Origin of the sequence: Nibrella viscosa, assembly GCF_039541875.1 — a bacterium.
Lineage (GTDB): Bacteria > Bacteroidota > Bacteroidia > Cytophagales > Spirosomataceae > Nibrella > Nibrella viscosa.
This window is the reverse complement of the sequence record NZ_BAABHB010000018.1, coordinates 26,132-47,957: the sequence shown is the minus strand read 5'-3', so window position 1 is coordinate 47,957 and position 21,826 is coordinate 26,132. Positions and strand designations below refer to the sequence as shown.

Sequence of the window (21,826 nt, the reverse complement as noted above, 5' to 3'; positions counted from 1 at the left end):
CATGATTCAACTAAAAAAGAAAGTTACTGAAGATTGGCAAAATGCCTTTCCTGAATTAGCAGTATATTCACAGAACAAGTTCTATAAAATAGTTGGTCCAACTATAATAGGACTTGAACTAGTTAAGCTTCCCAGAACAGAGGATTACAGACCATATTTCATTTGTTATCCATTGTGGAAACAGAACATTAAGACGTGTCTAGATAATCCAATAATTATAAAAGAATTTAATAATAAAAAAGGGATGCTGTTTTCTATACCTTATGCAAAGCACACTGCCTTTTTTTCGGATGTACTAAGTGAGGTAAAAAAACAAATACCAATACCCTTTGAAGGAGATGTGTCATTGAAAAAACTGTTTTCTACTATTGATGAATACTCAAAAACATCGTATTTAAGTGCTGCCCCCAATTCTTATCTACAAGCTGTACTCCAAGAGTCGAAACTTGCATTAGCATTATGTACAAGTAACGATGACCAAGTGCGAAGCATTTTAAGTCACATACAGAAAAGTAACTGGGATGTAGCTCACTTTGCTATGTGGAAAGTTGATGTAAGTCAATGGTTGAACCAGTTGCAAAAAATGGTGGAAAATAGAGAAGAACTTATATTTAAGGTCAAACAAAATAAACAAGAAAAGAAGTTAGAGAAGCTTCATCATTCCAAACTAGAAGCATAAATATAAAGCACCGATAACTTGGATTTTTTTGTAGCCTCATTATTGGTTATTCTCCCGAAGGTGCAATTAGAAAAAGCTGATAAAAGTAGCTTCCTTAACTAAATCTTTCCGAGTGGTTGAGCCTTTTAAATCGGAACCCTAAACTTTCCTTTTTTATGAGAAATTATTTTACCGTTCTACTTCTGCTTCTCTGCTGGTTGCAGGGAATTGCTCAGGTCAGGTATAGCTACGATAATGCCGGAAATCGCATTGCCCGGATTAATCAAGGACCCGACAATAACTGTGCTTATAGCCTTTCAACCAGTGGAGGAGGGAATGTGAATGCCGGTAGTCAGGTTACCTTATCGGTTTCTTGTAGTGGAAGTGATTGTGGTAATGTCAGTTATTCGTGGTCGGGAAATGGTATTAGCGGAACTAGTAGTACTGTAACGTTTAATGCGCCCTCCACAGCCGGCAATTACACCTATACAGTTACGGCCATTAAAACCGGGTGCAGCAAAACGGCTACTGCTCAGGTGACAGTAGGCACTCCCACCAATACCGGCTGCGGCAGCGGCAGTGGCCTTACGGCAACCTACTACAGCGGTCATGAGTTGCAGGGCAACCCGATTGCTTCTATAACTCAGGGACCCATTGACCTAAGCGGCAGTGAAGGCCAGACAATCACCGGTACGTCCGTAGCCGGCGTAAATATCTCCGCCCGCTGGGAAGGCCAGGTCGAAGCCCCCCTCACCGGCAACTACACCTTCAATATGCGCACCGACGACGGCACCCGCGTATGGTTTAACGGCCAACTGATGGTCGATGACTGGAACTACTATCCCCCCACCGACCACACCTTTACCCAAAGCCTCACCGCCGGCACTAAGTACAACATCAAGATTGAGTGGAAGCAGGGAACGGGCGGCTACGAAGCCAAATTCTTCTGGACTCCTCCCGGACAAGCCACCCAACTCGTGCCGGCCTGCCGGCTGTATCCTACTGGCGGAACAGCTTGTACCCCCGCAGCCGGGTATGCTACCCTCAAACGCTGGACCGGCCTCAACACCTCCTCCTTAAGTGATTTGAGCAGCCAGACCAACAACTTTACCATCACTCCGGCTTCCGTCAGCAATGTGACCGAACTAAGAACCGAGACCAGCTGGGGAGACAGCTATGGCCAGCAGATTCAGGGCTACATCACAGCCCCCCAAACCGGCGGTTATACCTTCTGGATTTCCAGTGATGACCAGAGTGAGCTTTACCTGAGCACCAGCGAAAGTCCTTCAGCTATGCAGCGGGTGGCCTGGGTCGATAACTGGACCAATCCGGAGGTTTGGAACCAGGAAGCCAATCAGAAGTCAGCTACCATCAACCTGGTTGCCTGTCAGCGCTACTACTTCGAGATCCGCCACCGCGAGGGCGGCTGGGGAGATAACCTGGCGGTAGGGTGGGCTAAGCCCGGCCAATCAACGGCAAGCCCTTCCGAGATTGTTCCCGGTGCAGTGCTTTCGCCTTACTCAGCCGGCAGTTGTACACCACCGGCGGCCCCTACACTGTCGGCCAGCCCATCCACAATTAATACGGGTCAGAGCAGTGTATTGACGGCTAGTGGCTGCGGGGGCACAGTAAGCTGGTCAACCGGGCAGCAGGGCAGTCAAATAACCGTCAGTCCAGGGGCCACCACCACCTACAATGCCACCTGTTCGGTCAATGGCTGTACCAGCACCAATGCCAGTATTCAAGTTACGGTGGGTTCATCCGGTGCTGGCTGCGGCAGTGGTATTGGCCTGACGGCTACCTATTACACTGGAACTGACTTACAGGGGAGCCCTATCGCTACACTGACGCAGGGGCCTATTGACTTTACCGGCGATGGCACTCAAATCATGCCCGGTACGAACGTAACGGCTTCGAACATTTCGGCCCGCTGGGAAGGCCAGCTAGAGGCCCCCGTTACGGGTACCTATACGTTTAACATGCGCACCGATGACGGCACCCGCGTGTGGTTCAACGGCCAATTGGTGGTCGATGACTGGAGCTATTACCCCCCCAAAGACCACACCTTTACGGTTGACCTGACAGCGGGCACCAAATACAATATTAAGGTCGAGTGGATGCAGGGCGGGGGCGGCTACGAAGCTCGGCTCTTCTGGACGCCACCGGGGCAAGCTACCCAGCTTGTGCCTGCCTGCCGGCTGTATCCCAATTCGAGTGGCTGTACTCCACCTGCCGCACCGGCGCTATCAGCCTCTTCAACGAATCTTACCAGCGGTCAAAGCAGTGTGCTGACGGCCAGCGGCTGCGCAGGCACTGTAAGCTGGTCTACCGGCCAGCAGGGCAATCAGATCACCGTTACGCCCGGCGCTACCACCACCTACAATGCTACCTGCTCGGTCAATGGCTGTACCAGTACGGCCGCGACCATCACCATTACGGTGAACACCGCAGGGGGAGGCTCCAATATTAACTGTGGTTCGCTGGAAGGGCACTTTGACTACGCCGACTGCGGTACGCTGGGGGGCTGGGTGTATGACGCAAGCAATCCCAATACAGTAGTTAATGTAGATGTCTATGAAGGTAGCACCTTAATATCAGGTAATCATCCAGCAGGTAACTTCCGCCAGGATCTGGTTGACGCTGGCAAGGGCAACGGCTATCATGGATTCACCATTAGTACGCCCGGTTCGCTCAAGAACGGACAGAGCCGAAGCATTTCCATCCGGGTATCGGGCTGTACCTATACGTTGAACAATTCACCGAAAACCATTACTTGTTCACCGGGTACACGGCGCGGTGTTTTTGACGAGACCCTGACCACAGGAAGCGAATTAAATGTTGCGCCTAATCCGACTAATGGCGAGTTCGAAGTAGGCTTTTACGTGGAAGCTGGCCAGGATGCGGTGCTATCGGTTGTCGATTTATTAGGGGTAAGCTATTATGAACAGAAGCTAAAAGGAGAAGGAAAGCATATCGAGAAGGTGGCCCTTCCGAATAAAGCACCTGGTCTGCTGATCGTCCAGTTGAGAACGGGTAACAAGCTTTTAGCGAAAAAGATAGTCGTTGTCCGCTAAAGGATACAGATTCCTTTTAGATCGACATGTAATAAAGTTTTCATTTGACTGTAAGCCCCTCATTGGTCAATGAGGGGCTTTTCATAATAAACATGCTGAGTGCCATTCGACTTTCCGATCAGAAAAAGGTACTGGCCGATGATGAAGAGAAGGGTACCCATACCTACCATTGTCCGGACTGCCAGTCCATAGTCATTCTCAATAAAGGATTAAAGAAGATTGCCTATTTTCGTCATCAGCGCCTAACCAACTGCGACAATGCCGGGGAAAGCGAGGTGCATATGAAAATCAAACTGGATATCTACAGGCATCTGAAAACAAAGTGGGAGAGAGCAATTCAGTTTGTTGATGTGGAGCATCGTCTAAAGGATATTTTGCGGGCTGATGTCTATTTTGAAACCCTGAAAAGTAAAGTTGCCGTTGAAGTGCAGGCCAGTTCCCTCACGGTCGCTGACGTGTACCGACGTACATCGCTGTACTATTCATTGGGTGTTTATGTATTGTGGGTATTGCCCTTCGAATACGAGCGATTTTACCGTTATTACTCCACAATGGAATTAGCCATGGATGGGGTAGATGCTGATCCAGGCTACTATTTACGGCATTCCGTTAAGTTTAAAGAATACGAACTGGGTATTGCCAAGCTGACGTATAATTATCTAACATTCTGGGACCTAAGCCACAAGAAAAGCAAAGGTTTTTATGTGTTAAAGCTATCTAACGCCTATTCGGAAGATAGCGAGTTCTTTGACACAGAATCCAACGAGGAGGTATTCTATCCTGGAAAGCGGCTCAAAATGAAGAAGTCTATCAGGAGTTTCCTGAACAAGGACTTTTCGGATTTCGATGCGAAGCCGCTCCAAAAGTTTGAGCCAACAAACTCCTATGCCATACCAGAGCGACTGGTTTTATTATTTAAAGACGAAAAGAAAAAGAAAGGCAAGTCGTAAGTCTGGCTATGCAGAAAACTAGTAACGTATTTTGACGGTACGTCAATGACTAAATTCGACAGTCAACCTGCAAGATATTATCATCTACAGGGTCATAATCAGCTCGTATCCGGAACGTACTGGTTGTTTGTGCTACTTCTTCAATTTTTTCAATGGTAAACAACCGCCAATGTTGCCGTTGAGGAGGTTGACCTTCCAGAGGAGCATCCACGTAATATGCCCGCAGCGTTGGATTATCCGTATCATTGTGCCGGCCTACCAGATATGGCTCAACGGTACGCCATTTATTATTGTACCTGATCCGAATAACCTGCCTGCGTTGAATAGCCAGACAAAGTTGAGTGATTGTTTGTCGCACCTGGGGTGTAATTGTATTCATAATTAAATGTAACCAGTTAGGCTTTTGGACTATTTCAAGCGTAGTGCGTTCGACACACGACACAGTAGCGGAGTGGCCTACGCCCGGATTATACTTGCCGAATGACAATCTTGGTTCTCGACGGCTGATGCTCCCCGGCACCAGATTTCCTGAATGATGGTCGTTACATCAGGCATTCCTTTCAATGACCGGAAGGAACGATTGAGCCAATCCGGTTCCCAAGGGCCCAGCGTTCCGGCTCCCTCCTTGAAGGTAAACATAAATTGAGGGCACTTCACCGTTATTTTTCGACTTGTTATTAGTGCTTAATTAAACTTGATCAGTACCCTTTACGTTTATAATATAAAGACGTATATCTTTATCCAAAGTTGAAAAACCGAGCTATGGCCAAGAAAGCACAACGAAGAAGAGCCGATGTTACCCGGCGCGTATTGGTACGGGCAACCAGCGCGGCTGTACGGCAGGCGTCCCAAAAGGCAATGGAGGTTTCAGGATACATTATTCAAGCCCAGGATGGGTGGGTGGTGCGCCTGGACCGGGATGGCCAGGAAACCAGGCTAGCGCCCATTAATCGTGTCGAACGTCCTGCGCAGCTAATTCTTGACTAACACGACGCTTCGCTTACGGGTATTTGCCGGACCCAATGGTTCAGGTAAGAGTACGATCATCCAGGCGGTACGGGCTTATCGGATTAATTCATTACCGGTTGACTTTGGCCTATACATCAACGCGGATGACATTGCCCGATCTCTCCGGGAAGATAGATTTGAGTTTGATGAGTACGAAATCAACCCAACCCTGGATGAGGTTGTTGAGGTAGCACTTGCCTCGGGCCTGGTCGGCGGGGCTTTTTCGCAAACTCAGTTTCAGGCAAGTTTTGCCATGCATGGAACTCGGCTGCGGCTTCTGGAGGAAACCAGCGACGAACGCCTGGCTCAGATTTTAGCGGATTATCTACGGAAAAAGCTGCTCGAAGAACGCAAAAAGTTTTCCTTTGAAACCGTTTTTTCCCATCCATCCAAATTGGATGTAATGCGTCAGGCAGCCGAGGCAGGTTATAAAGTATACCTCTATTTCGTCTCTACTGAATCTCCGGAAGTGAATAAATTCCGGGTGGAGGTGCGTACCAAGCAGGGGGGGCACCACGTGCCGCCGGACAAAATTGAATCCCGTTATTACCGATCGCTGGAACTGCTTTACGAAGCGGCTCAACTGACCTACCAAACTTTCTTTTTTGACAACTCCATACCTAAAAACCCTGGTGAGCTCTTTGAACCCTTTGCCTACTTTAAAGTAATTGGGGGTGAAAAAAAATGGGAGATTGACAACCAAGAGCTTGTACCCAATTGGTTTCTACAGTATTACTTCCAGAAGGTTCAACCTAAATAATGCCTATCTGTTGGCTGATAAGTTGTTGTAATTGCTAAGAGACCATGAATAATAGAAGTGTAGCCGATGCTTTTATGCTGCTATTAAAGGAAGTAAATGAATCCTCTGACAGCTTTTTCTGGCTTTAGCAAATTCAAAGTTGTAAATGTAAAGCCTAGGCTTTTAAGTACTGCTGCGGTAGCGAACCACTGAAACTGAAGGAAAAAAGGCCGGCCCGATTTCTATGGCTCATGGGGAGATAAGCCCTAATCTTTGTCCGCCGGCCTTTAGGTTTGTGCAGTGGTAAGAATCCAAAAATCAGACTAGATTTCCCAAAAGACAACAAAGCGGGGTTTCAGATTGGCTTTTAATCAACTCTTTTATTATTCTTTAAACTTATTCGTTTTGTCAACCATCAACTGATTTACGGCCACTTGGCTCTTGGGTGGTTTAACTTGTATGAATTTACAAAGTAAACTATTTAGTCTACGCACAAATAGTTTACTTTGTAAACCAAGACAGTTCATAGCTAAAAGCACTATTAGCATGTTTTCTTCAATTTTTAATAAAAAGAAAAAATCAAGTGGAATCTTTATTCCTAAGGGTCAAGCCTTTAAGGAGTTGACCGAGGCTCTAGAAGACACTTCCATAAATGGAATTTCTGAACATTTGGGGTATAATACGAATCAAGTTCAAGCTTATTACGGTTACCCTCCCGAAAATCCAGATATAACCGCTGTAATTTTTGAGGTGTTTACCCAAAACATTGTTTTCGTTAGCACTAAAACCCACGTTACCCAGCTTACAAGAAGTAAGGTTGATTATTTCCTAAGGGATTTTAAGCTTGAAGAATTTTATAACAGCGTTACAACAGAGGATATATTACAGGAAGGTATAGAGAATAGAACATTATCCATTGACTATCTTGCTCGTGTACTGGCTATAGAAAGTCCAGATGAGAACGGTGTTTTTTTTGTACCAAAAATAGGTCATTACCTTTATTTTAATGAAGGTTTCCTAACCGATTTTAGCGCTTCAGATGGATTAAATAAATGGGCGAAACAGTTGATGCAAATTAATCCTAATCTGATAGATAGTTATGAAAAAGTAGCCAAGAAGTACTGGGGCCATGAAAGCAAGAAAATTATAAATGAAGTGAACATTCAAGCTGAAGCATTTGCCGATCTGCCTCAAGCTGCTAATAATAAATTTATACCTCTCCATGAGGCTGAATTAGGTACCATCAATTTTTTCATGTTGTTGGTCTGTCATTATGACCGAGGGATTACTTTGCCGGAGTTTAAGGAAATTAATCATGGCAGGTATAAGGAAACGCTGCAATCTACAGACAGCTTAATAGAGTATAAGTTAGGCAATTTCACGTATCGCTTTTTGGCAAGTGGTGTTCTATTTGATATCAAGAGGAATTAACGACATTTTAAAAAGTACAACATTCGAAGCCTTACGAAAAGCTGGACGGATATTGTACTTCTCTAATATTGTTAAATAATAGTTTTGACGATTACCTACTGGCAATGTAAGACCCCGCTTTTGCCATACCGCAAGCCTAAGTCACGTTCAAATTATTGAGCAATGCGTTAACCTGTAAACTTCAACTCCTCATAAAGCGCTGTATCCGAATGATTTAAGTGGAGTAAAACTTTACAACCTTGCGGTCGCGTCTATAGAATTCCTACAGCCATGAGTGAGCCGATTCCCGCCAAGGCCCTCCAGGTAATCAAGTTCTGCAGCAGCGTCACTTCAAAAGCTGAGTGAATTAAAGTAAACCTCAGCTACTATCTCTGATCCCCAGTTTTACCAACTCTCTTTGAAACTGAAAGCAGACGGATTTGATGTATAAATGCCAAACAAAAAAATGTTTTAACCGAAAATATCTTTTTCAGTTAGTCCCAATTCACCCACAGCATTTAAGAGATACTCATACGGCTGGTACGTTGTTTCTCTCAGCCCTTGTGCGTTGCCCCAAAATTCCGATATTGCTTCTTTGGCAGGGCTATTAAGTGAAGCCAACACGAGTGCTTTTTGAATAGCATTGTATTCATCACTCGTTGACACATTCACGGCTACGGGATCGCTGGGTATAGGCTTGGAGCGGTGAAGCGTTATTAGCTTTTCCTTTGCATCGCTGTAACCAGCTTGACCAGCCAGGTCTATGATGACTCCGTCATGGCCAGCACCCGCATCGATTTGCCTATTATAAACAGCCATTGCAACCCTATCGTGACCGCCCACGAACTCCATTCTCCTGAAAGCTGCAAAGGGATGAATACCGGCCTGTTTCAGTTCAAACGCTGGAATAATAAAGTTGGAGGTGGATTGCGAGGACCCATATCCGATAGAACGTTTACGTAATGCCGGCAGGTCTTTTATACCCGTATCCACATGCGTATAGATTTGCGCAAAGTAGCTGTCACCTATATTACCGTCAATAATCCGAAGGGCTACCGCAGCCGCATTAATTTGATTATTCCTCTGGCGCGCATAAATAAAACCCAACGGATTCATTAGTGCAATGTGTGATTGGTTTTGTGCAAGGGACAAAATTTGTTGCGGCACTTCCATCGCTGGCAGAACATTGACTAGCACTTGCTGCCCTGTACTTTTAGAAAGTTCTTCTTGTAAAGCCCTAGCAAAAACGTCAATGTTCTGGCGGATCACTTCCGGCGTTTTGTGTTGGGTGATCCACGGGTAATAGCTGAGCTGATAAATGTTGTTCATATTACTGGTTTATTCCCGAAAGCCAAAAATCACATAAACGTTCTGTGAGGTAGTGCTGTATTCCAACCCAGTGAACAAAAAATCGTCATACAATCCTGGTTTCACATCGGTATCCACTTCAATGGCAATACTCAAATAGATTGGATCGGTACTACCCGACACATTTACGTCAACAATCGTTTTTGTGGCACCGTTGGCAATTCGATCTGAATTCTTGATAATGGTCTCTTTCCACTTATAGGGGTTGCCCGGCTGTGGATCTGGCGTATATTGCCGCACTACAATCCGATGGCCATTATAGCCCGTGAACACATTTACATTTTCCGTGTCGAGTTCATATTTTATGGTATCACCATTAGGACTTGATAAACTAAAATTTTTTACCGTGAGCGGAAACTCCATGGCAAGACCGCAGTAATTGGCATTGCCGTAAATACCTGGCTCGTCGCCAATGTGGATGCGCCCTTCCCAAATAAAGGTTGAAGTTGGATTCGTCATAAACAATTTTGATTTATAGTAAATAATAAATTTTTAATATAGATCGTCAGCAGAAGCAAACAGCAGCAACTCACATTGGACATAGTTTTCATGGAGAGTGCGGTTTTCGTTTAGGTATTTCTTTCTTAAAAAAGTTCGATGGTCTAAGCTGACGAGGATAGTACACAAGATATTAAATATTTTTTTACCAATTGCTCAAGGAACCCTGTAAGCTCTGCTATGTCCATCTCGCGACCAATAATTATTTTCTTCCCACCTAACAGAATACTCCGGGGTATCTGCTCAATATTGAACTGTGCTTTCCAATACTCGGCTGTATTGGGTAGTGGTTAGAATTAACACCTGTGGCAAAGCCAGTTTTCTTTTCCGGTCGACTGCTCCCAATCCTGTTTTGATAAGTGAAAAGAAAAGGTAAGAATTTCCAGGATTGATTAGTTGTACTGGTTACAAAGTTTCTGCAAGGCCAGATTACGCGCCAGCGTAGTCAGATCATGAATATCTAAAAATTCGAGTAAAATAAACTTACTACGTATGACAGATAAGACTATAGTATCACGCTGGATGGTTGGTAATCGTAAGGCCAGAACTTTATACCCCAGTTTATCAGTAAAAGTGTCAACTACCCCTCAGAAGGTGTTCGTCAGTGAGGTTTCACGCCTGGGTCGTTCCACAGTAGAGGTACTGCATATCGTCGACGAGCTGACTCAGTTAGCATCAGTATATATGTGCAAGACTTTGGTCTGGAGACACTCAAAAATGGGAAGCGGAATCCGGTTGCTCAGTTCATGTTTACCCTACTGGCCAGGGCGGCCCCGCAGAGTTTGCCCGCCTGGAACGAGAGACGCTTCGCGAACGAATTTTGCCCGGGATGGAGGAAGCTCGTCTGCAAGGCAAGAAGATTGGCCGACCTGATGGGACGCTGGAAGAGAAAGCACCCTTTCTGAAAAAGTATGGTTCGGTGGCCGTAACCTACGCACGGGCCTTAGTGTGTAAAAAACAGCTAAACCAATATGAATTGATACACCAAAGCAGGTAAACAACCGGCTTATTAAAGGTTTTTGATAAGTACACAGTTACCAGACGAGGTCAAGGTTAGTTAGCCTGATGCTCATAGCCAGGTTGCTGACCTTAAAGGCATCGGCCAGCACGGGCACCATATCGTAATCCTCTTTTCTTGTGATGCCCGACTGGTAGATGTTGGTAGCCGCTTCAATCAGCAGATCACGGGGCATCAGGAGGGCGGCTGCGAAGGCGTTGGCTTCACGTTCCTGGAAATCTTCGCCCGTAGACGATTTGCTATCCCGAAATAATGTAAAGTACTTTTCGGGCGTATCGACGAAGACACCCTGCCGCTGATGGTTCAGAATGTAGTGACCCAACTCATGGGCTATTGTAAACCGCTGCCGGAGTAGGCCAGTCTGCGTAGAATAGCCGATCTTTGCTTTTTCTCCGTCTCTCAACAGCACTCCCGACACATCCTCCCCAAAGTCGTAAAGCATCAGTTCGATACCTAAGGTAGCTGCGACCTGTTTTACGTCAATACCTCCATTACTGATTAGCTCAGACGCATTCACTGGATAAGCATCGCATCGACGGAGTGTAGCATGGGCTATCTCCTCAATCTGTCTTTGCCGTTTTCTGTTCATGGCTTCCAGTTTTTTTCATAAAATCTGCAACGAATGAGGTAAGCTTAGGTACATCCTTCTCGGATATGTCTTTGAGCGATTCTTCGTCAATTAGGCTCGTATTCAGAAAAACGGTCTCGTCTGGCAGTAGCGTGCCCAACTCAACCCCAAGTACTTTTGCTATATCGAAAAGCAGGTACAATGGCGGGTGTTGCCGACCCTGCTCAATATTAACAATGGAGGTGCGGGTTAAGGCTATTTCGTTAGCCAGTTGCTCCTGAGTTAAGCCCTTCTGGGAGCGGTACTTCTTAACGTTGTCGCCTAATAGATCGTAAAGGCGCTGTCGTTGCTTCTGGTTCACATAGCAAATATACTTTGAAAAAGACACATAGTCAATATTATTGACGTTTGTAAAATTGACTATTTGATAGTGTTTATAAAATGAACTTTTTGGTTTTGTAATATGTTAATTGACCATGGATTGATTCTGTCATCCACTACACATTATAAATTCAGCATATTATATGAACGCTTCCCAAGAGAGGAACGAGGCTTCTAAATTGCCTCCCGGCCAACAGATTACCATTATAGTCAATGGCCGACAACATGCCGTAACCAAACAGGACATCTCCTTTAGTGATTTGGTCGCCTTATCCAACACGCCCACTGGTCCCAACGTGACATACACAATAACGTACCGAAGGGGACAGGGTAACAAGCCTGAAGGTAGCCTAGTAGAAGGCGAAACTGTGAAACTTAAAGACGGCATGATCTTCAATGTCACACCAACTGATAAATCTTAGTCCTGATTTGAAGCGGCTCCGCGACGAAGGGTTTAACATCGCCGTGGAAGCAGGAATCTTGATTGTTAACGACATTCCATACGTGACCCCTAGTCAAGCGGTCGCGTATGGAACGCTTGTAACACCCTTGAGTATGGCTGGTGACATCACTACAAAGCCAGCTACTCACATTGCCTATTTTGCAGGTGAGCACCCCTGCCACAAAGACGGAACTCCAATGGTGAAGTTGGTACTTGCCGGACAGCCACCCTATCCATATGGTATTGGCCTGTACGCACAACACATGATGTCAAATAAACCCTTCCCTTTGGAAGTTGGCTACGCCGACTATTATGAATTAATGACTACATACATCAATATCATTTCTGCCCCCGTTCATTCGATTGACTCTTTGATCACAGCCCGAACTTACCCGGTCATTGAGGAATCGGAGGTTGAGTCAGTATTTTGCTACATGGACACGGCCTCAAGTCGAGCTGGGATTTCGGCTGTTGCCCGCAAGCTGGCGTTGGGTAGGATAGCTATCATTGGATTAGGTGGAACCGGTTCATATGTGCTTGATTTAGTCGCAAAAACACCGGTTAACGAAATTCATCTTTTTGATAGGGATGTATTTTCACAACATAACGCGTTTCGGGCACCGGGTGCGCCGTCGCTGGAACAGCTACGTAGTAAACCTCAAAAGGTGGATTATCTGGCCAGTGTTTATGCTCAAATGCGCCGGAACATTATTCCCCATAATGAATTTCTTACCGAAGAGAACGTTGATCAGCTCCTCGGTATGGACTTCATATTTTTATGCCTTGACCGGGGCACAGTGAAGCATACCATTATTGCCCGGCTGGAAGCGGCTGCTATTCCATTTGTAGATGTGGGCATGGGTATATACCTAGAAATGGATTCGCTTTCGCTCGGCGGCATTGTCAGAGTGACGACCAGCACTCAACTGCAACGCGACCATGTGCACCAAAAAAGACGAATATCTTTTGGGGACGGGGCAGAGGTGAATGAGTATCAGCAAAATATCCAGATTGCCGATCTAAACGCGTTAAATGCCGCTTTAGCTGTTATCAAATGGAAAAAGCTTTTCGGTTTCTATCTCGATTTGGAAGGTGAACATCACAGTACGTACACCATAGATGGAAACAGCCTTATAAATGAAGATCATTCAGCATGAAGAAAAGGTTGTCGGTTGTACACGAATTCGTTGAGCTTATCCCAAAGGAGTTGCAGGAAGGGGTGGTCTATGTCTCCATAGAGTATGCAACAGTTGTTCACAAGTGTTGCTGTGGCTGTGGTAGTGAGGTAGTAACTCCTTTGACGCCCACTGATTGGTCATTAATCTTCAATGGATGCACCATTTCATTAAGCCCTTCGATTGGCAACTGGAGCTTTCCATGCCAATCACATTACTGGATAAAGAAAGGTGGCGTAGAGTGGGCTGGTCAGTGGACTCAAGAAAAGATTGACGCTGGTAAACGGAAGGACAGGCAAGCTAAGCGAGACTACTTTGAGAAAAGTGAGCCTGAACCAACAAATGAGGACTTGTATACACTCACTGAGAGCCAGCCAGTTATTGTAAATATCTGGAAAAAGATGGTCTCCATGTTTAAATCTGTTTTTAGATAGCGAGTGTTCAGCTCAAGGTTACTTACTTCAATGCACTGTTTTAGGGATTTACTTACCTCATAGTCTTCTGAAGTAAAGGAAGTAGGTCGACATCTCAAAGATACACCGGCCCATTTTTTTAAACGGTTATGCAGTCACTGCAACCTGTTAAAGCGTAAAGCCAATGATTTTGCATTGAGCCGCAGATGAGCCTTGAAGTCAATACCCTCTGCCTTCTTAACAGCTAAACTAAGTTACCCTGGCGCGGGCCACCTTCATTTGACTACATACAACAAATGGCAAAGCAAATCCCAAATTGGCCACCTTCACTAAAGCCAAATTGCTGAAGCTGGCTCTGCCAGCTCTTCAACCAACGAGTTTAAGGCTTGGCATAATTAGCATAGCGCTCATGAAGAATCGCCGGAGGCTGTCTGGATATTACAGAAAAATTTACGAGCGGTAGGCAGCTGCAGCTTGCTGATGGGGTATATGGGAGTGGTGCGCAGGGCATAGCGCATTTTGCCGCCTGAAAAAGTCCTAAAAACAATAAGGTTTAAAGGCTATTTTGTATCTTTAACTACTTATACACCGTAACTAATTTATGAGTATGCCAAACAAAAAGAGTACTTCACCTAGTGTGGCCTCATTAGCGGGAAAGACGCTAAATGATTCAAACGCTTCTGCAATTGCTAAAAAGTTTGCTGCTTCTGCACTCTCCCAAGTTCAGAAGGGGAATCAGACCGGTAGTGCGATGGAAGATGCAGCCGCTAAGGCTCTGGCCAGCAATAAGTATAGCGATCTCACGCATACGCTAGCTGCATCTATTTTGTCCCAATCAGATAAAAACAGGTAGTTTTACACAACACATAACCACAGCATCACAACTGTGGTTATGTGTAAAATAGGCATTCTCTTTCATCTACGTTCGTCTCCGGGAAATCGGAGTGCCGTTGCGCAGGCCAACCAGGGCAAAGTACTTAAAACCACTCCTTCCTTTCTCTACCCTAGGGCGGTCCTGCTGTTTGTTCACTTTCAGCTAACGATCTACACCTAATTGTAAAAATGAAAAGGGGGACAAAGAGAAAGTTTTCTTTACACCGAAACAAGCGTTACTTTACGGCTATGGCGACTATCAACTGTGCGTATTGTGGCAAAGAGGCCAAGGTGCGGTCCGGGGCTAAATTTTGCTCCCCTTCCTGCCGGGTGCGCAGTCATCAGAAACAGCAGTTGAACCGACTCTACACGGAACTGGAGTATTTGGCCAGGAAGGTCGAAGGCTACGAGGCTAAAGGGGGAAACCCGGTAGCGGAAAAGTACCTGTCTCGGGAGGAAATCCAGCAGATTCTGCTGCAAGGCAAAACTTAACTGTACATCTCGGCGCAACGTATTTATAACGGCAGAAAGCGGTCCTTCACCGTCACTGTATGCCGTTAAATTGTCTTTATTCCCAGAGGTGAACCGCAGTTTACAGGCCATCCACTTAATCCAGCCACGGTGGCCGTTACTCCAGGCGGACGAACAAGAGGGTTTAGCACCATGATGTATGCCTCTCGTTGCCTTTTACGTTATCTTTGAGCTACTCACCAACAGATCCACCACCCTGTCGCTGTCGTATGGGAGTCGCTGAAGAAATCTGGCAAGCTTTTATCACTGCTCATCCCGAGGTCACCAACGGTCACTTAACGTTGGAGGAAGTGAATCGAAAAATGGCCGCTTTTGTCCAGGCTCGTAATCAACGGCCTCTTCCGGATCTCGACGGCCTTTCGCCCCATCAGATGCATTGGCTGCTGAGCGATCCCTGGGGAAGTGAATCGCTCCTAAACGTACAGCCTAATTTGACCGATTCGCTGCTGGATCGAATTCCCTTCTTTGTCTTGATGGAGACCCTATACCAGCAGCTACTAGTGGACCCACCGATTAAACTAACACCTAAAGGAAATCTACCCCTGGCTCTGTGTCGAAACCTGTATGAGCGTAAGCTCCTGGTGCAGGACGACATCGAGCGAGGCATCACGAAAAAGATCTCGGAGGATACGGTGCACTTTGTTCAGGCTCTGAAAGCATGCCTGGCGCTCAGTCCCTATGTCAGAAAACGACACAATGCCTTCTATTTAACCAAATCAGCCCAACAACTGGTAGGCAAACAGCGCACGGTGCTCTTGCGGCAATTGCTCCAGGATTACACTTTGCGGTTTAATTGGGCGTACTTGGACTATACCCAAACCAATGCGGGTCAATTTGGCTGGGGCTATTCCCTGTACCTGGTCCACCGGTACGGCAGCGAGTGGCGGGCAGTTGATTTTTATGCCACCAAAATACTGCAAGCCTTTCCCCATTTGCGGGAGCCGATTCCATCCGGGCGGCTATCGGGCCTGTCGTTAGCGTTTGAGCGGGTATACCGCTGGCGGTTTGTTGAGCAGTTTGCCAACTGGTTTGGTCTGATCGACATTCGGCAGGAACGGCAAACTGGTGTTTATGTAGATTCAGTCTTGATGCGCAAAACACCGCTTTTGGATCAACTATTTCGCTTTACACGTCCATAACTGTTCCGTCCGGGCGCTGTGCCCATGATACGCCGGAATGGCCTGCACCGATGACGGAGGAAATTTCTGCGCTCATTCCACACCCGCCGAAGAATAGGTCTCTGCTTCTGATTCACCATGAAGAAAAGCTATGTGTTTCATACTACTTTGTGCTGAGGATCTGCACTTAATTCTAGTCTTTGTTCGGAGCCTTCACAACTAAGTTAAAAATGAATGGAACGACCGATGTCAGCAGCCAGAATGTAGGTTATGTGGGAGTTCTGAAATACCTGGCCACCGTAGCGGGGTCAGGACGGTGGAATGTACAAGGCTAAAGGGGTATCAGCATGGCCAAAAAGTACCTCAGTCGGGAGGAGATTGAAGACATCCAGAAGCGTGGCCAGCAACCCTAGCCGAACAACCGTTGCCAGAAGGTTTTCTTGCCCTGCTCGGGCATGCGGCTGGCGATGCCTTCCCCGATGCGGGTCAGGTGTTCGATCTGATCCTGCATATCCTTGGGACTGGCCGGCAGTTGCGCTTGGGAGAGCTGCCTTTGGGCAAAGCTGCGGAGATCCTCGTTTAGACATTGACGGCAGATCGTCAGCGGAGAGGGGACACCTCGTCGGGGCACGATTCTGCGGGCTGGTCGACAGTGGGGCATTGGCAGAAAAGTTCCTAATTCTATAGCCTTATAGAGTTATAAATATATAAACTTATAGGCTTATGGATCTATAGGTCTAAAGTTCTCTAGACTTATAAGTCTATAGGTCTATAACTGCTACTTTTATAGGATTAGGATGCATTTTTTATCCCCATTCCAACGAAATTACGAGCAGTTAAGAATGTAGCCTATCCTTGTTTAGAGCGACACAGAACCAGTAGTCCACGTTTTGAGTACCTACACGGTGTCTGCTTCAGAACCAGGCGAACACTAATCCGGTAATTGCTGAAAATACGTGCTCCGGGTTTTCTTCTTGGTATAAAATTGGGTGGTTTCCAGCGTCTCATGCCGTAAGTGCTGCTGCACATGCTCCAGGCTAACACCCTCTTCAAGCAGCAACTGGCCTGCCGAATGACGCAGGCTGTGGGCCGACATTCCGCTGCGCTTAAGCCCTTGTTTCCGGAGTTGTTTATCGACCACATACCGGATCTGATAGGTCTTCAGATCCGGAAACAAGGCTTCTGATCGATATTCCGGTTTCAGTGGCCACCGACCTATTTCCTCTAAGTATGCCTGCAGCAGCTGGCGGCAGGCGGCAAAGAATTTTATAGCTTTGCGGGTGTGCTTACCTTTACCCAGCACCAACAGTTGACCACGGGTAAAATCCAGATCCCCCAGCCGCAGCCGGGTTACCTCTACTGTTCGCAGCCCTTCCAACCCCAGTAAGGCCAGCATCGCTTTGTCGCGGGCCGACTCGGTATCGGCCAGCAACTGCTGGCGCTCGGATCGCTCCAGGCTGTCCTTGTAAAAGGTACGCTCGATAGCCAGTCCCCGCACATCAGCTATGTCACGGAGCGCATCGAGTTGCTCGGGCTCCAGTTTCAGTTCCTGCCGTTTGCGAATGCACCAACTAGCCAGTTGCTTAACGGCCGAGAGGTAGAGGTTGATAGTAAAAGCTGAATAGTCTTCTGCCTTCAGGTGCTGCACGAAATCAGCCACCGTTATTCCGCTGAGCGAGGCTGGTTGACCCAACCCTTGCTGGTCGGCTACATAGGTAAAGAACGCGTTAAGTGCTTTGGTGTAGGTTTCTTTGGAGTGTTCCCCCCGCAGGTTTTTGGCTTCCCGGATAAAACGCAGCACCAGGTCATTAGCCGCCGGCGGAATCTTCGGCTGCCGGGAATCGGCTACCACCAGGGGCTGCCCGATAGCCTGGTAGAAGAGCAGGAACTTGCGCAACGGTGAGACCCGGTTAGGTGGCAGGTCGGCCGTGTAACGGCCGAAGCTAAAGGCATCAATGCCCAGGTTTGCTGTCAGGCAATAGCGCACATACGCTTTGGCATGGCGCGGGTAGTTGCTGGCCTTGGGCAGATCGGCGGCAAAGTAGCGGATGAGTTGGCTAACCGTCAGCCGGGACTGGGCCTTACCCAATTCGGATTGGGGAACGTCGGTGAATTTGACCAGTCGGGACATATCAGCAGAATTGTACCAGTAAAGAAACCAAAAAGTTCAGAGATTCACCACTTCTTATAAAGATGATTTTATAAGACGGTGAAAAAACATTTTATGAATGTTCGTTCGACGGTTGTAAAATTTTTCTCTTTGTAACTACTGGCGGCACTATAGAGACTTTAACAGCTTGTAGACCCTGGTTCAACGACTGTCAAATTTCCCTCGGTGTAACTACCAACAAAATAATAGTGACTTTGACGATTTCCGGACCACCCTCCAAACACTGTCAAACGGCGCTTGGTGTAATACTTGGTTACCTTTAAGAGGTTAACATACTTTAAAGGAGCATACTATAAATCTTTTAGATTTGTTAAGTTTACATTAGTTGCTCGAGCAAGTTGGTGTAAAATTTATTTAAGGTGGAATAAAGAGCGCAATCAGAAATCCTACAGCTCATGAGCCTGGAATAGAGTGGCCAATTAACAAACAATATTGTTGGGATATACTTACCTTAATTTCTTTTTTGTTTAGGCAACTCGATAAAGCTTTGTATCACAAAAATTAAACTAACCATCATGGAAGTACTTAATGGCCTAAAATATATAACTATACGGGGAGCGGGTTATTTTTGTAACGTCAAACTATACGAGGACGAAAAATCTAAAATTAAATTTGCAGTTAAAGAATTAAAAAAGGAACATTACCAAAATGATGAATACAGATACAGACTACTCAGAGAAGTAGAACTTTTAAAGGACCTACAAGGTTGTGAGAATATTATCGAACTTATAGATTCAGGCAACGATAGAGAGAAGGAAAAGCTTTGGTATATGATGCCTTTTGCAGACTTTACTCTTTATGATTATATAAAAAGGAATAACTCAACATTAAATAAAGGGGATAGATACGCCATTGTAGATCAAGTTATTCAAGCTATAAAATATGCTCACAATAAAAATATAGTTCACAGAGATATCTCAGCTAACAATGTTCTTGTTTTTATCAAAAATGGACAAATAAATATTAAAGTTTCAGATTTTGGTTTAGGTAAAGACACAGAGTCTATTTCACACTATACTAAATCTAGTGCATCAGGTTATGGCCAAATCTTATATGTTTCTCCTGAGCAAAGAACTATGCTTAAAAGTGCTACAGTTAAAAGTGATATTTATTCTTTAGGTAAGCTGGTATATTTTATTTTAACTGGTAAGGATCCAGATAATTTAAAGCAATGTGAGTTATCATCACTTATCTCAAAATCAGTGGAGGAGAATCCAGAAAATAGATTTAACGACATCTCTGATTTTGAAAATCACTATAATGCATTAAAAAGGCTACAATTTGACCAAGAAATTCCTATTGAATATATAACTCTACATGACCTTTTGCAATCGAAAGAAGAAATTGACTGGGTAAAATTGCATCAGTTTATGGTTATGGGTACGTACACAAATCATGTTTATGATGATTACATTGAACCTGTAAATACATTATTGCTTAGAGACAACAACTTATATAACTATTATCAATCTTTAGGCAGTAACGTAAGAAGCTTTGTAAATACTTATTCTGAAAGATTAGATGAGTGCTATGGTTTATACGGATGGCCATTTGACGCAATGAATACTTTCGGTGAAGTATTATTTAAGCTTGTAAGAACTGTTAACGATGATGAAACAAGATTAATATGTTTGAAACAGCTTTGGCATTTAGCGTTTGAAGCGGATCGTTGGAAAATTCAGTCTGAGATTAATACTGTTTTTAATAAAACATATATTCCGGAATCTATACAAACCCAACTTGCTGAATATATAACTAGTAAGTCTTTAAGGGTAGATATGAAACATTTTTCCAGTGCTTCATTACCGAGAATAGTAAAAATAGGAATAATTAATGCAAATCAAATAGCCGATAGACAAGCAAAAGAAAGAGAGCAGGCTTTACAAAACGAAGAAAATGATTTTCCTTTCTAAATTTGGAGTGTAGATTTTTAAATATCTGTTTATTACTTCTATTTTCTTGCTGGCTTGGAAGCCAAGCCCACTTTTGGGGTGCGCCAACATTCGTACGAAATGTTCCATCAATACTGTGATAGACTGGTAATCAAGGCCAATTGTCAAAATTTTAGGTCTTGGTAAAGAAAACAGTCGTTTTCCTGTCCTAAGTCAGCCCAACAAAAAGAAAGCTCTTGAGCCGGTTTTACTGGGCAAGAAACTTGCCGGGCCGCCGGGCGGTATATCAATCAAGGTAAAGTTTCCGCCTGTTTAAGTTGAGTTATTTTAATGCTAGAATCAACCTAGTAGAACATTTCGTACGAATGTTGATGGTCCCGCAGCCGCGGACGGTGCCACTGCGGCCACTCCCCATTAATCTTCCTTTCGAATTGGCCTATGCATTTAATCTCCTATTGGTGAACCTAAGCTTCAAAAAGAGTTTCGGCCGAAGTACCTATTTTAGAAGCTAGATAACCTGTGCAAAGTGTTTCGCCCAAAAACTGTTTAGCATCGGTCTGCTCAAATAAAACTCTATCTCGTAAGTCTGGGCCTAAATTTAGAGACTTAACAATCTCGTCCCGTCTTCTTTCAGAAGTACCGTGAATGGTTGTTAAAACCTTTGTCTGCGAGTTATTTTTGACAGCTTGTGATATAATGTCATTAATATGTTCATCCGAAAAACTATAGCCAATGCATACTATTAGCTTTAAGTCAGGATGAAAGCAGAACCGCCGAAATTCGTAGATATAAAATAAATAAGGGTCGATTGCTCGTAGCTTATTAATCTCACCAAATATCAACAAGGGGTCAGAGTTTGCCTCTGCTGATTGTTTCAGTCTTTTTGTTTCCCTGTCGGTGTACCAATCTAAAGAACCATGAAGCTTGTAAAGCGTATAGCTTTTGCTGTCGGACAACTCGAAGTTGTTATAGCTCCATTCTCCTGCCTCATCGAACCCAAGTTCAATAGTAGCATGTTGACCTACAATTTTTTCAAAACATAGGTCATAGTTAAGGCTAAAAACCTTTAGGTTCAGTCCAAGACCACTTTCACCAAATTGCAATTTGTTAAAACCGTTATAATACTCTGCGAGCCGGTAATTTGGGATTTTTACCCACTTATTGACTAGCTCAGTTCTTATTTTATCTTTGAAATCAGCCAGTTTTTTAAAGTTCTCACCCGCCAAATCTAAAAGGCGGTTATCCCATGCTCCAATAAACGGGAAGATGGAGTTACGTTCTTTTTTCTCAAGCTCGTTAATTACGATAAGAAGCTTTTCAATGTTAAATGAGCTATCAAAATTCCCGAATATTCCATCAGCAAATTGGATACAACTTCGTAGATAGTAGTATAAATCTCTATAGGTGCTCCATGCACCGTCATTCACAATGAGATCTTGGACCTTCTCGACCATTTCACTTGAAACAGGAATTCCTGCATCGCGGCTACATCCTGCACCGAGAAGAAAAAGGACGTTGTTACGCTCAATAGCCATGATGG

20 protein-coding genes are annotated in these 21,826 nt (G+C 45.0%); 13 read left to right on the top strand and 7 right to left on the bottom strand.

Going from position 1 to position 21,826, the window contains the following annotated elements:
* Position 1 precedes the first annotated feature (1 nt).
* The 3 genes from ABD931_RS26855 to ABD931_RS26845 all read left to right on the top strand — a co-directional run bounded on the left by ABD931_RS26855 (position 2) and on the right by ABD931_RS26845 (position 4,682).
* Complete coding sequence (locus ABD931_RS26855) at positions 2–679, top strand: hypothetical protein (RefSeq protein ID WP_345271126.1); 678 nt, start codon at positions 2–4, stop codon at positions 677–679.
* A 155-nt stretch (positions 680–834) separates the two neighbouring features.
* On the top strand, positions 835–3,732 hold the full coding sequence (locus ABD931_RS26850) for a PA14 domain-containing protein (RefSeq protein WP_345271125.1): 2,898 nt from the start codon (positions 835–837) through the stop codon (positions 3,730–3,732).
* A 92-nt stretch (positions 3,733–3,824) separates the two neighbouring features.
* Positions 3,825–4,682, top strand: a complete 858-nt coding sequence (locus ABD931_RS26845) for a competence protein CoiA (RefSeq protein WP_345271124.1) — start codon at positions 3,825–3,827, stop codon at positions 4,680–4,682.
* Between the two features lie 49 nt (positions 4,683–4,731).
* Here the strand turns inward: ABD931_RS26845 and ABD931_RS26840 are convergent, their stop codons facing one another.
* On the bottom strand, positions 4,732–5,061 hold the full coding sequence (locus ABD931_RS26840) for a WYL domain-containing protein (protein ID WP_345271123.1): 330 nt from the start codon (positions 5,059–5,061) through the stop codon (positions 4,732–4,734).
* Between the two features lie 600 nt (positions 5,062–5,661).
* On the opposite strand from ABD931_RS26840, the gene ABD931_RS26835 reads away from it, so the two are divergent.
* Together ABD931_RS26835 and ABD931_RS26830 are read left to right on the top strand one after the other, a co-directional pair.
* Complete coding sequence (locus tag ABD931_RS26835; protein WP_345271122.1) at positions 5,662–6,450, top strand: ATPase; 789 nt, start codon at positions 5,662–5,664, stop codon at positions 6,448–6,450.
* A gap of 525 nt (positions 6,451–6,975) precedes the next feature.
* Positions 6,976–7,860: a hypothetical protein gene (locus ABD931_RS26830; protein ID WP_345271121.1), complete on the top strand. Its 885-nt coding sequence runs from the start codon at positions 6,976–6,978 to the stop codon at positions 7,858–7,860.
* Positions 7,861–8,310: 450 nt separating this feature from the next.
* Here the strand turns inward: ABD931_RS26830 and ABD931_RS26825 are convergent, their stop codons facing one another.
* The 4 genes from ABD931_RS26825 to ABD931_RS26810 all read right to left on the bottom strand — a co-directional run bounded on the left by ABD931_RS26825 (position 8,311) and on the right by ABD931_RS26810 (position 11,652).
* A complete protein-coding gene (locus ABD931_RS26825; RefSeq protein WP_345271120.1) occupies positions 8,311–9,168 on the bottom strand; it encodes a phosphate/phosphite/phosphonate ABC transporter substrate-binding protein in 858 nt (285 codons plus the stop codon).
* A gap of 9 nt (positions 9,169–9,177) precedes the next feature.
* On the bottom strand, positions 9,178–9,666 hold the full coding sequence (locus ABD931_RS26820; protein ID WP_345271119.1) for a hypothetical protein: 489 nt from the start codon (positions 9,664–9,666) through the stop codon (positions 9,178–9,180).
* Positions 9,667–10,739: 1,073 nt separating this feature from the next.
* Positions 10,740–11,312 (bottom strand): ImmA/IrrE family metallo-endopeptidase, encoded by a 573-nt coding sequence (locus tag ABD931_RS26815; RefSeq protein ID WP_345271118.1) that lies wholly within the window; start codon positions 11,310–11,312, stop codon positions 10,740–10,742.
* Positions 11,284–11,652, bottom strand: a complete 369-nt coding sequence (locus tag ABD931_RS26810) for a helix-turn-helix transcriptional regulator (RefSeq protein ID WP_345271117.1) — start codon at positions 11,650–11,652, stop codon at positions 11,284–11,286. Before ABD931_RS26810 ends, ABD931_RS26815 begins: the two co-directional genes overlap by 29 nt.
* A 163-nt stretch (positions 11,653–11,815) precedes the next feature.
* Here ABD931_RS26810 and ABD931_RS29340 point away from each other — a divergent pair, with 163 nt between their 5' ends.
* The 6 genes from ABD931_RS29340 (at position 11,816) to ABD931_RS26785 (ending at position 16,245) form a co-directional block, all read left to right on the top strand.
* Complete coding sequence (locus ABD931_RS29340) at positions 11,816–12,094, top strand: multiubiquitin domain-containing protein (protein ID WP_370469358.1); 279 nt, start codon at positions 11,816–11,818, stop codon at positions 12,092–12,094.
* A complete protein-coding gene (locus tag ABD931_RS26805; RefSeq protein WP_345271116.1) occupies positions 12,069–13,271 on the top strand; it encodes a ThiF family adenylyltransferase in 1,203 nt (400 codons plus the stop codon). Before ABD931_RS29340 ends, ABD931_RS26805 begins: the two co-directional genes overlap by 26 nt.
* Positions 13,268–13,723, top strand: a complete 456-nt coding sequence (locus tag ABD931_RS26800) for a ubiquitination-like system serine protease family protein (RefSeq protein ID WP_345271115.1) — start codon at positions 13,268–13,270, stop codon at positions 13,721–13,723. The genes ABD931_RS26805 and ABD931_RS26800 overlap by 4 nt, the downstream gene beginning before the upstream one ends.
* A 586-nt stretch (positions 13,724–14,309) precedes the next feature.
* Positions 14,310–14,555: a hypothetical protein gene (locus ABD931_RS26795; protein WP_345271114.1), complete on the top strand. Its 246-nt coding sequence runs from the start codon at positions 14,310–14,312 to the stop codon at positions 14,553–14,555.
* 269 nt (positions 14,556–14,824) lie between these two features.
* Complete coding sequence (locus ABD931_RS26790) at positions 14,825–15,067, top strand: hypothetical protein (RefSeq protein WP_345271113.1); 243 nt, start codon at positions 14,825–14,827, stop codon at positions 15,065–15,067.
* A gap of 248 nt (positions 15,068–15,315) precedes the next feature.
* Positions 15,316–16,245 carry a hypothetical protein gene (locus ABD931_RS26785; protein WP_345271112.1) on the top strand — a complete coding sequence of 310 codons (930 nt, stop codon included), beginning with the start codon at positions 15,316–15,318 and terminating at the stop codon, positions 16,243–16,245.
* Between the two features lie 910 nt (positions 16,246–17,155).
* Here the strand turns inward: ABD931_RS26785 and ABD931_RS26780 are convergent.
* Positions 17,156–18,355 carry a tyrosine-type recombinase/integrase gene (locus ABD931_RS26780; protein WP_345271111.1) on the bottom strand — a complete coding sequence of 400 codons (1,200 nt, stop codon included), beginning with the start codon at positions 18,353–18,355 and terminating at the stop codon, positions 17,156–17,158.
* A 403-nt stretch (positions 18,356–18,758) separates the two neighbouring features.
* Here ABD931_RS26780 and ABD931_RS29335 point away from each other — a divergent pair, with 403 nt between their 5' ends.
* Positions 18,759–18,899, top strand: coding sequence for a TIGR02391 family protein (locus tag ABD931_RS29335; protein WP_370469360.1), 141 nt, complete (start codon positions 18,759–18,761; stop codon positions 18,897–18,899).
* A gap of 10 nt (positions 18,900–18,909) precedes the next feature.
* The gene (locus ABD931_RS26775; protein ID WP_345271110.1) at positions 18,910–20,307 is read left to right on the top strand and encodes a serine/threonine-protein kinase; all 1,398 of its coding nucleotides are present in this window, start codon (positions 18,910–18,912) and stop codon (positions 20,305–20,307) included.
* A gap of 443 nt (positions 20,308–20,750) precedes the next feature.
* Here the strand turns inward: ABD931_RS26775 and ABD931_RS26770 are convergent, their stop codons facing one another.
* Positions 20,751–21,821, bottom strand: coding sequence for an SIR2 family protein (locus ABD931_RS26770; RefSeq protein WP_345271109.1), 1,071 nt, complete (start codon positions 21,819–21,821; stop codon positions 20,751–20,753).
* Positions 21,822–21,826: the final 5 nt, after the last annotated feature.

Excerpts from the sequence above, each read along its gene's own strand:
- ABD931_RS26855 (WP_345271126.1), top strand. The coding sequence starts at position 2 with ATGATTCAACTAAAAAAGAAAGTTACTGAAGATTGGCAAAATGCCTTT.
- ABD931_RS26850 (WP_345271125.1), top strand. The coding sequence starts at position 835 with ATGAGAAATTATTTTACCGTTCTACTTCTGCTTCTCTGCTGGTTGCAG.
- ABD931_RS26845 (WP_345271124.1), top strand. The coding sequence starts at position 3,825 with ATGCTGAGTGCCATTCGACTTTCCGATCAGAAAAAGGTACTGGCCGAT.
- ABD931_RS26840 (WP_345271123.1), bottom strand. The coding sequence starts at position 5,061 with ATGAATACAATTACACCCCAGGTGCGACAAACAATCACTCAACTTTGT.
- ABD931_RS26830 (WP_345271121.1), top strand. The coding sequence starts at position 6,976 with ATGTTTTCTTCAATTTTTAATAAAAAGAAAAAATCAAGTGGAATCTTT.
- ABD931_RS26825 (WP_345271120.1), bottom strand. The coding sequence starts at position 9,168 with ATGAACAACATTTATCAGCTCAGCTATTACCCGTGGATCACCCAACAC.
- ABD931_RS26820 (WP_345271119.1), bottom strand. The coding sequence starts at position 9,666 with ATGACGAATCCAACTTCAACCTTTATTTGGGAAGGGCGCATCCACATT.
- ABD931_RS26815 (WP_345271118.1), bottom strand. The coding sequence starts at position 11,312 with ATGAACAGAAAACGGCAAAGACAGATTGAGGAGATAGCCCATGCTACA.
- ABD931_RS29340 (WP_370469358.1), top strand. The coding sequence starts at position 11,816 with ATGAACGCTTCCCAAGAGAGGAACGAGGCTTCTAAATTGCCTCCCGGC.
- ABD931_RS26805 (WP_345271116.1), top strand. The coding sequence starts at position 12,069 with ATGTCACACCAACTGATAAATCTTAGTCCTGATTTGAAGCGGCTCCGC.
- ABD931_RS26800 (WP_345271115.1), top strand. The coding sequence starts at position 13,268 with ATGAAGAAAAGGTTGTCGGTTGTACACGAATTCGTTGAGCTTATCCCA.
- ABD931_RS26795 (WP_345271114.1), top strand. The coding sequence starts at position 14,310 with ATGCCAAACAAAAAGAGTACTTCACCTAGTGTGGCCTCATTAGCGGGA.
- ABD931_RS26790 (WP_345271113.1), top strand. The coding sequence starts at position 14,825 with ATGGCGACTATCAACTGTGCGTATTGTGGCAAAGAGGCCAAGGTGCGG.
- ABD931_RS26785 (WP_345271112.1), top strand. The coding sequence starts at position 15,316 with ATGGGAGTCGCTGAAGAAATCTGGCAAGCTTTTATCACTGCTCATCCC.
- ABD931_RS26780 (WP_345271111.1), bottom strand. The coding sequence starts at position 18,355 with ATGTCCCGACTGGTCAAATTCACCGACGTTCCCCAATCCGAATTGGGT.
- ABD931_RS26775 (WP_345271110.1), top strand. The coding sequence starts at position 18,910 with ATGGAAGTACTTAATGGCCTAAAATATATAACTATACGGGGAGCGGGT.
- ABD931_RS26770 (WP_345271109.1), bottom strand. The coding sequence starts at position 21,821 with ATGGCTATTGAGCGTAACAACGTCCTTTTTCTTCTCGGTGCAGGATGT.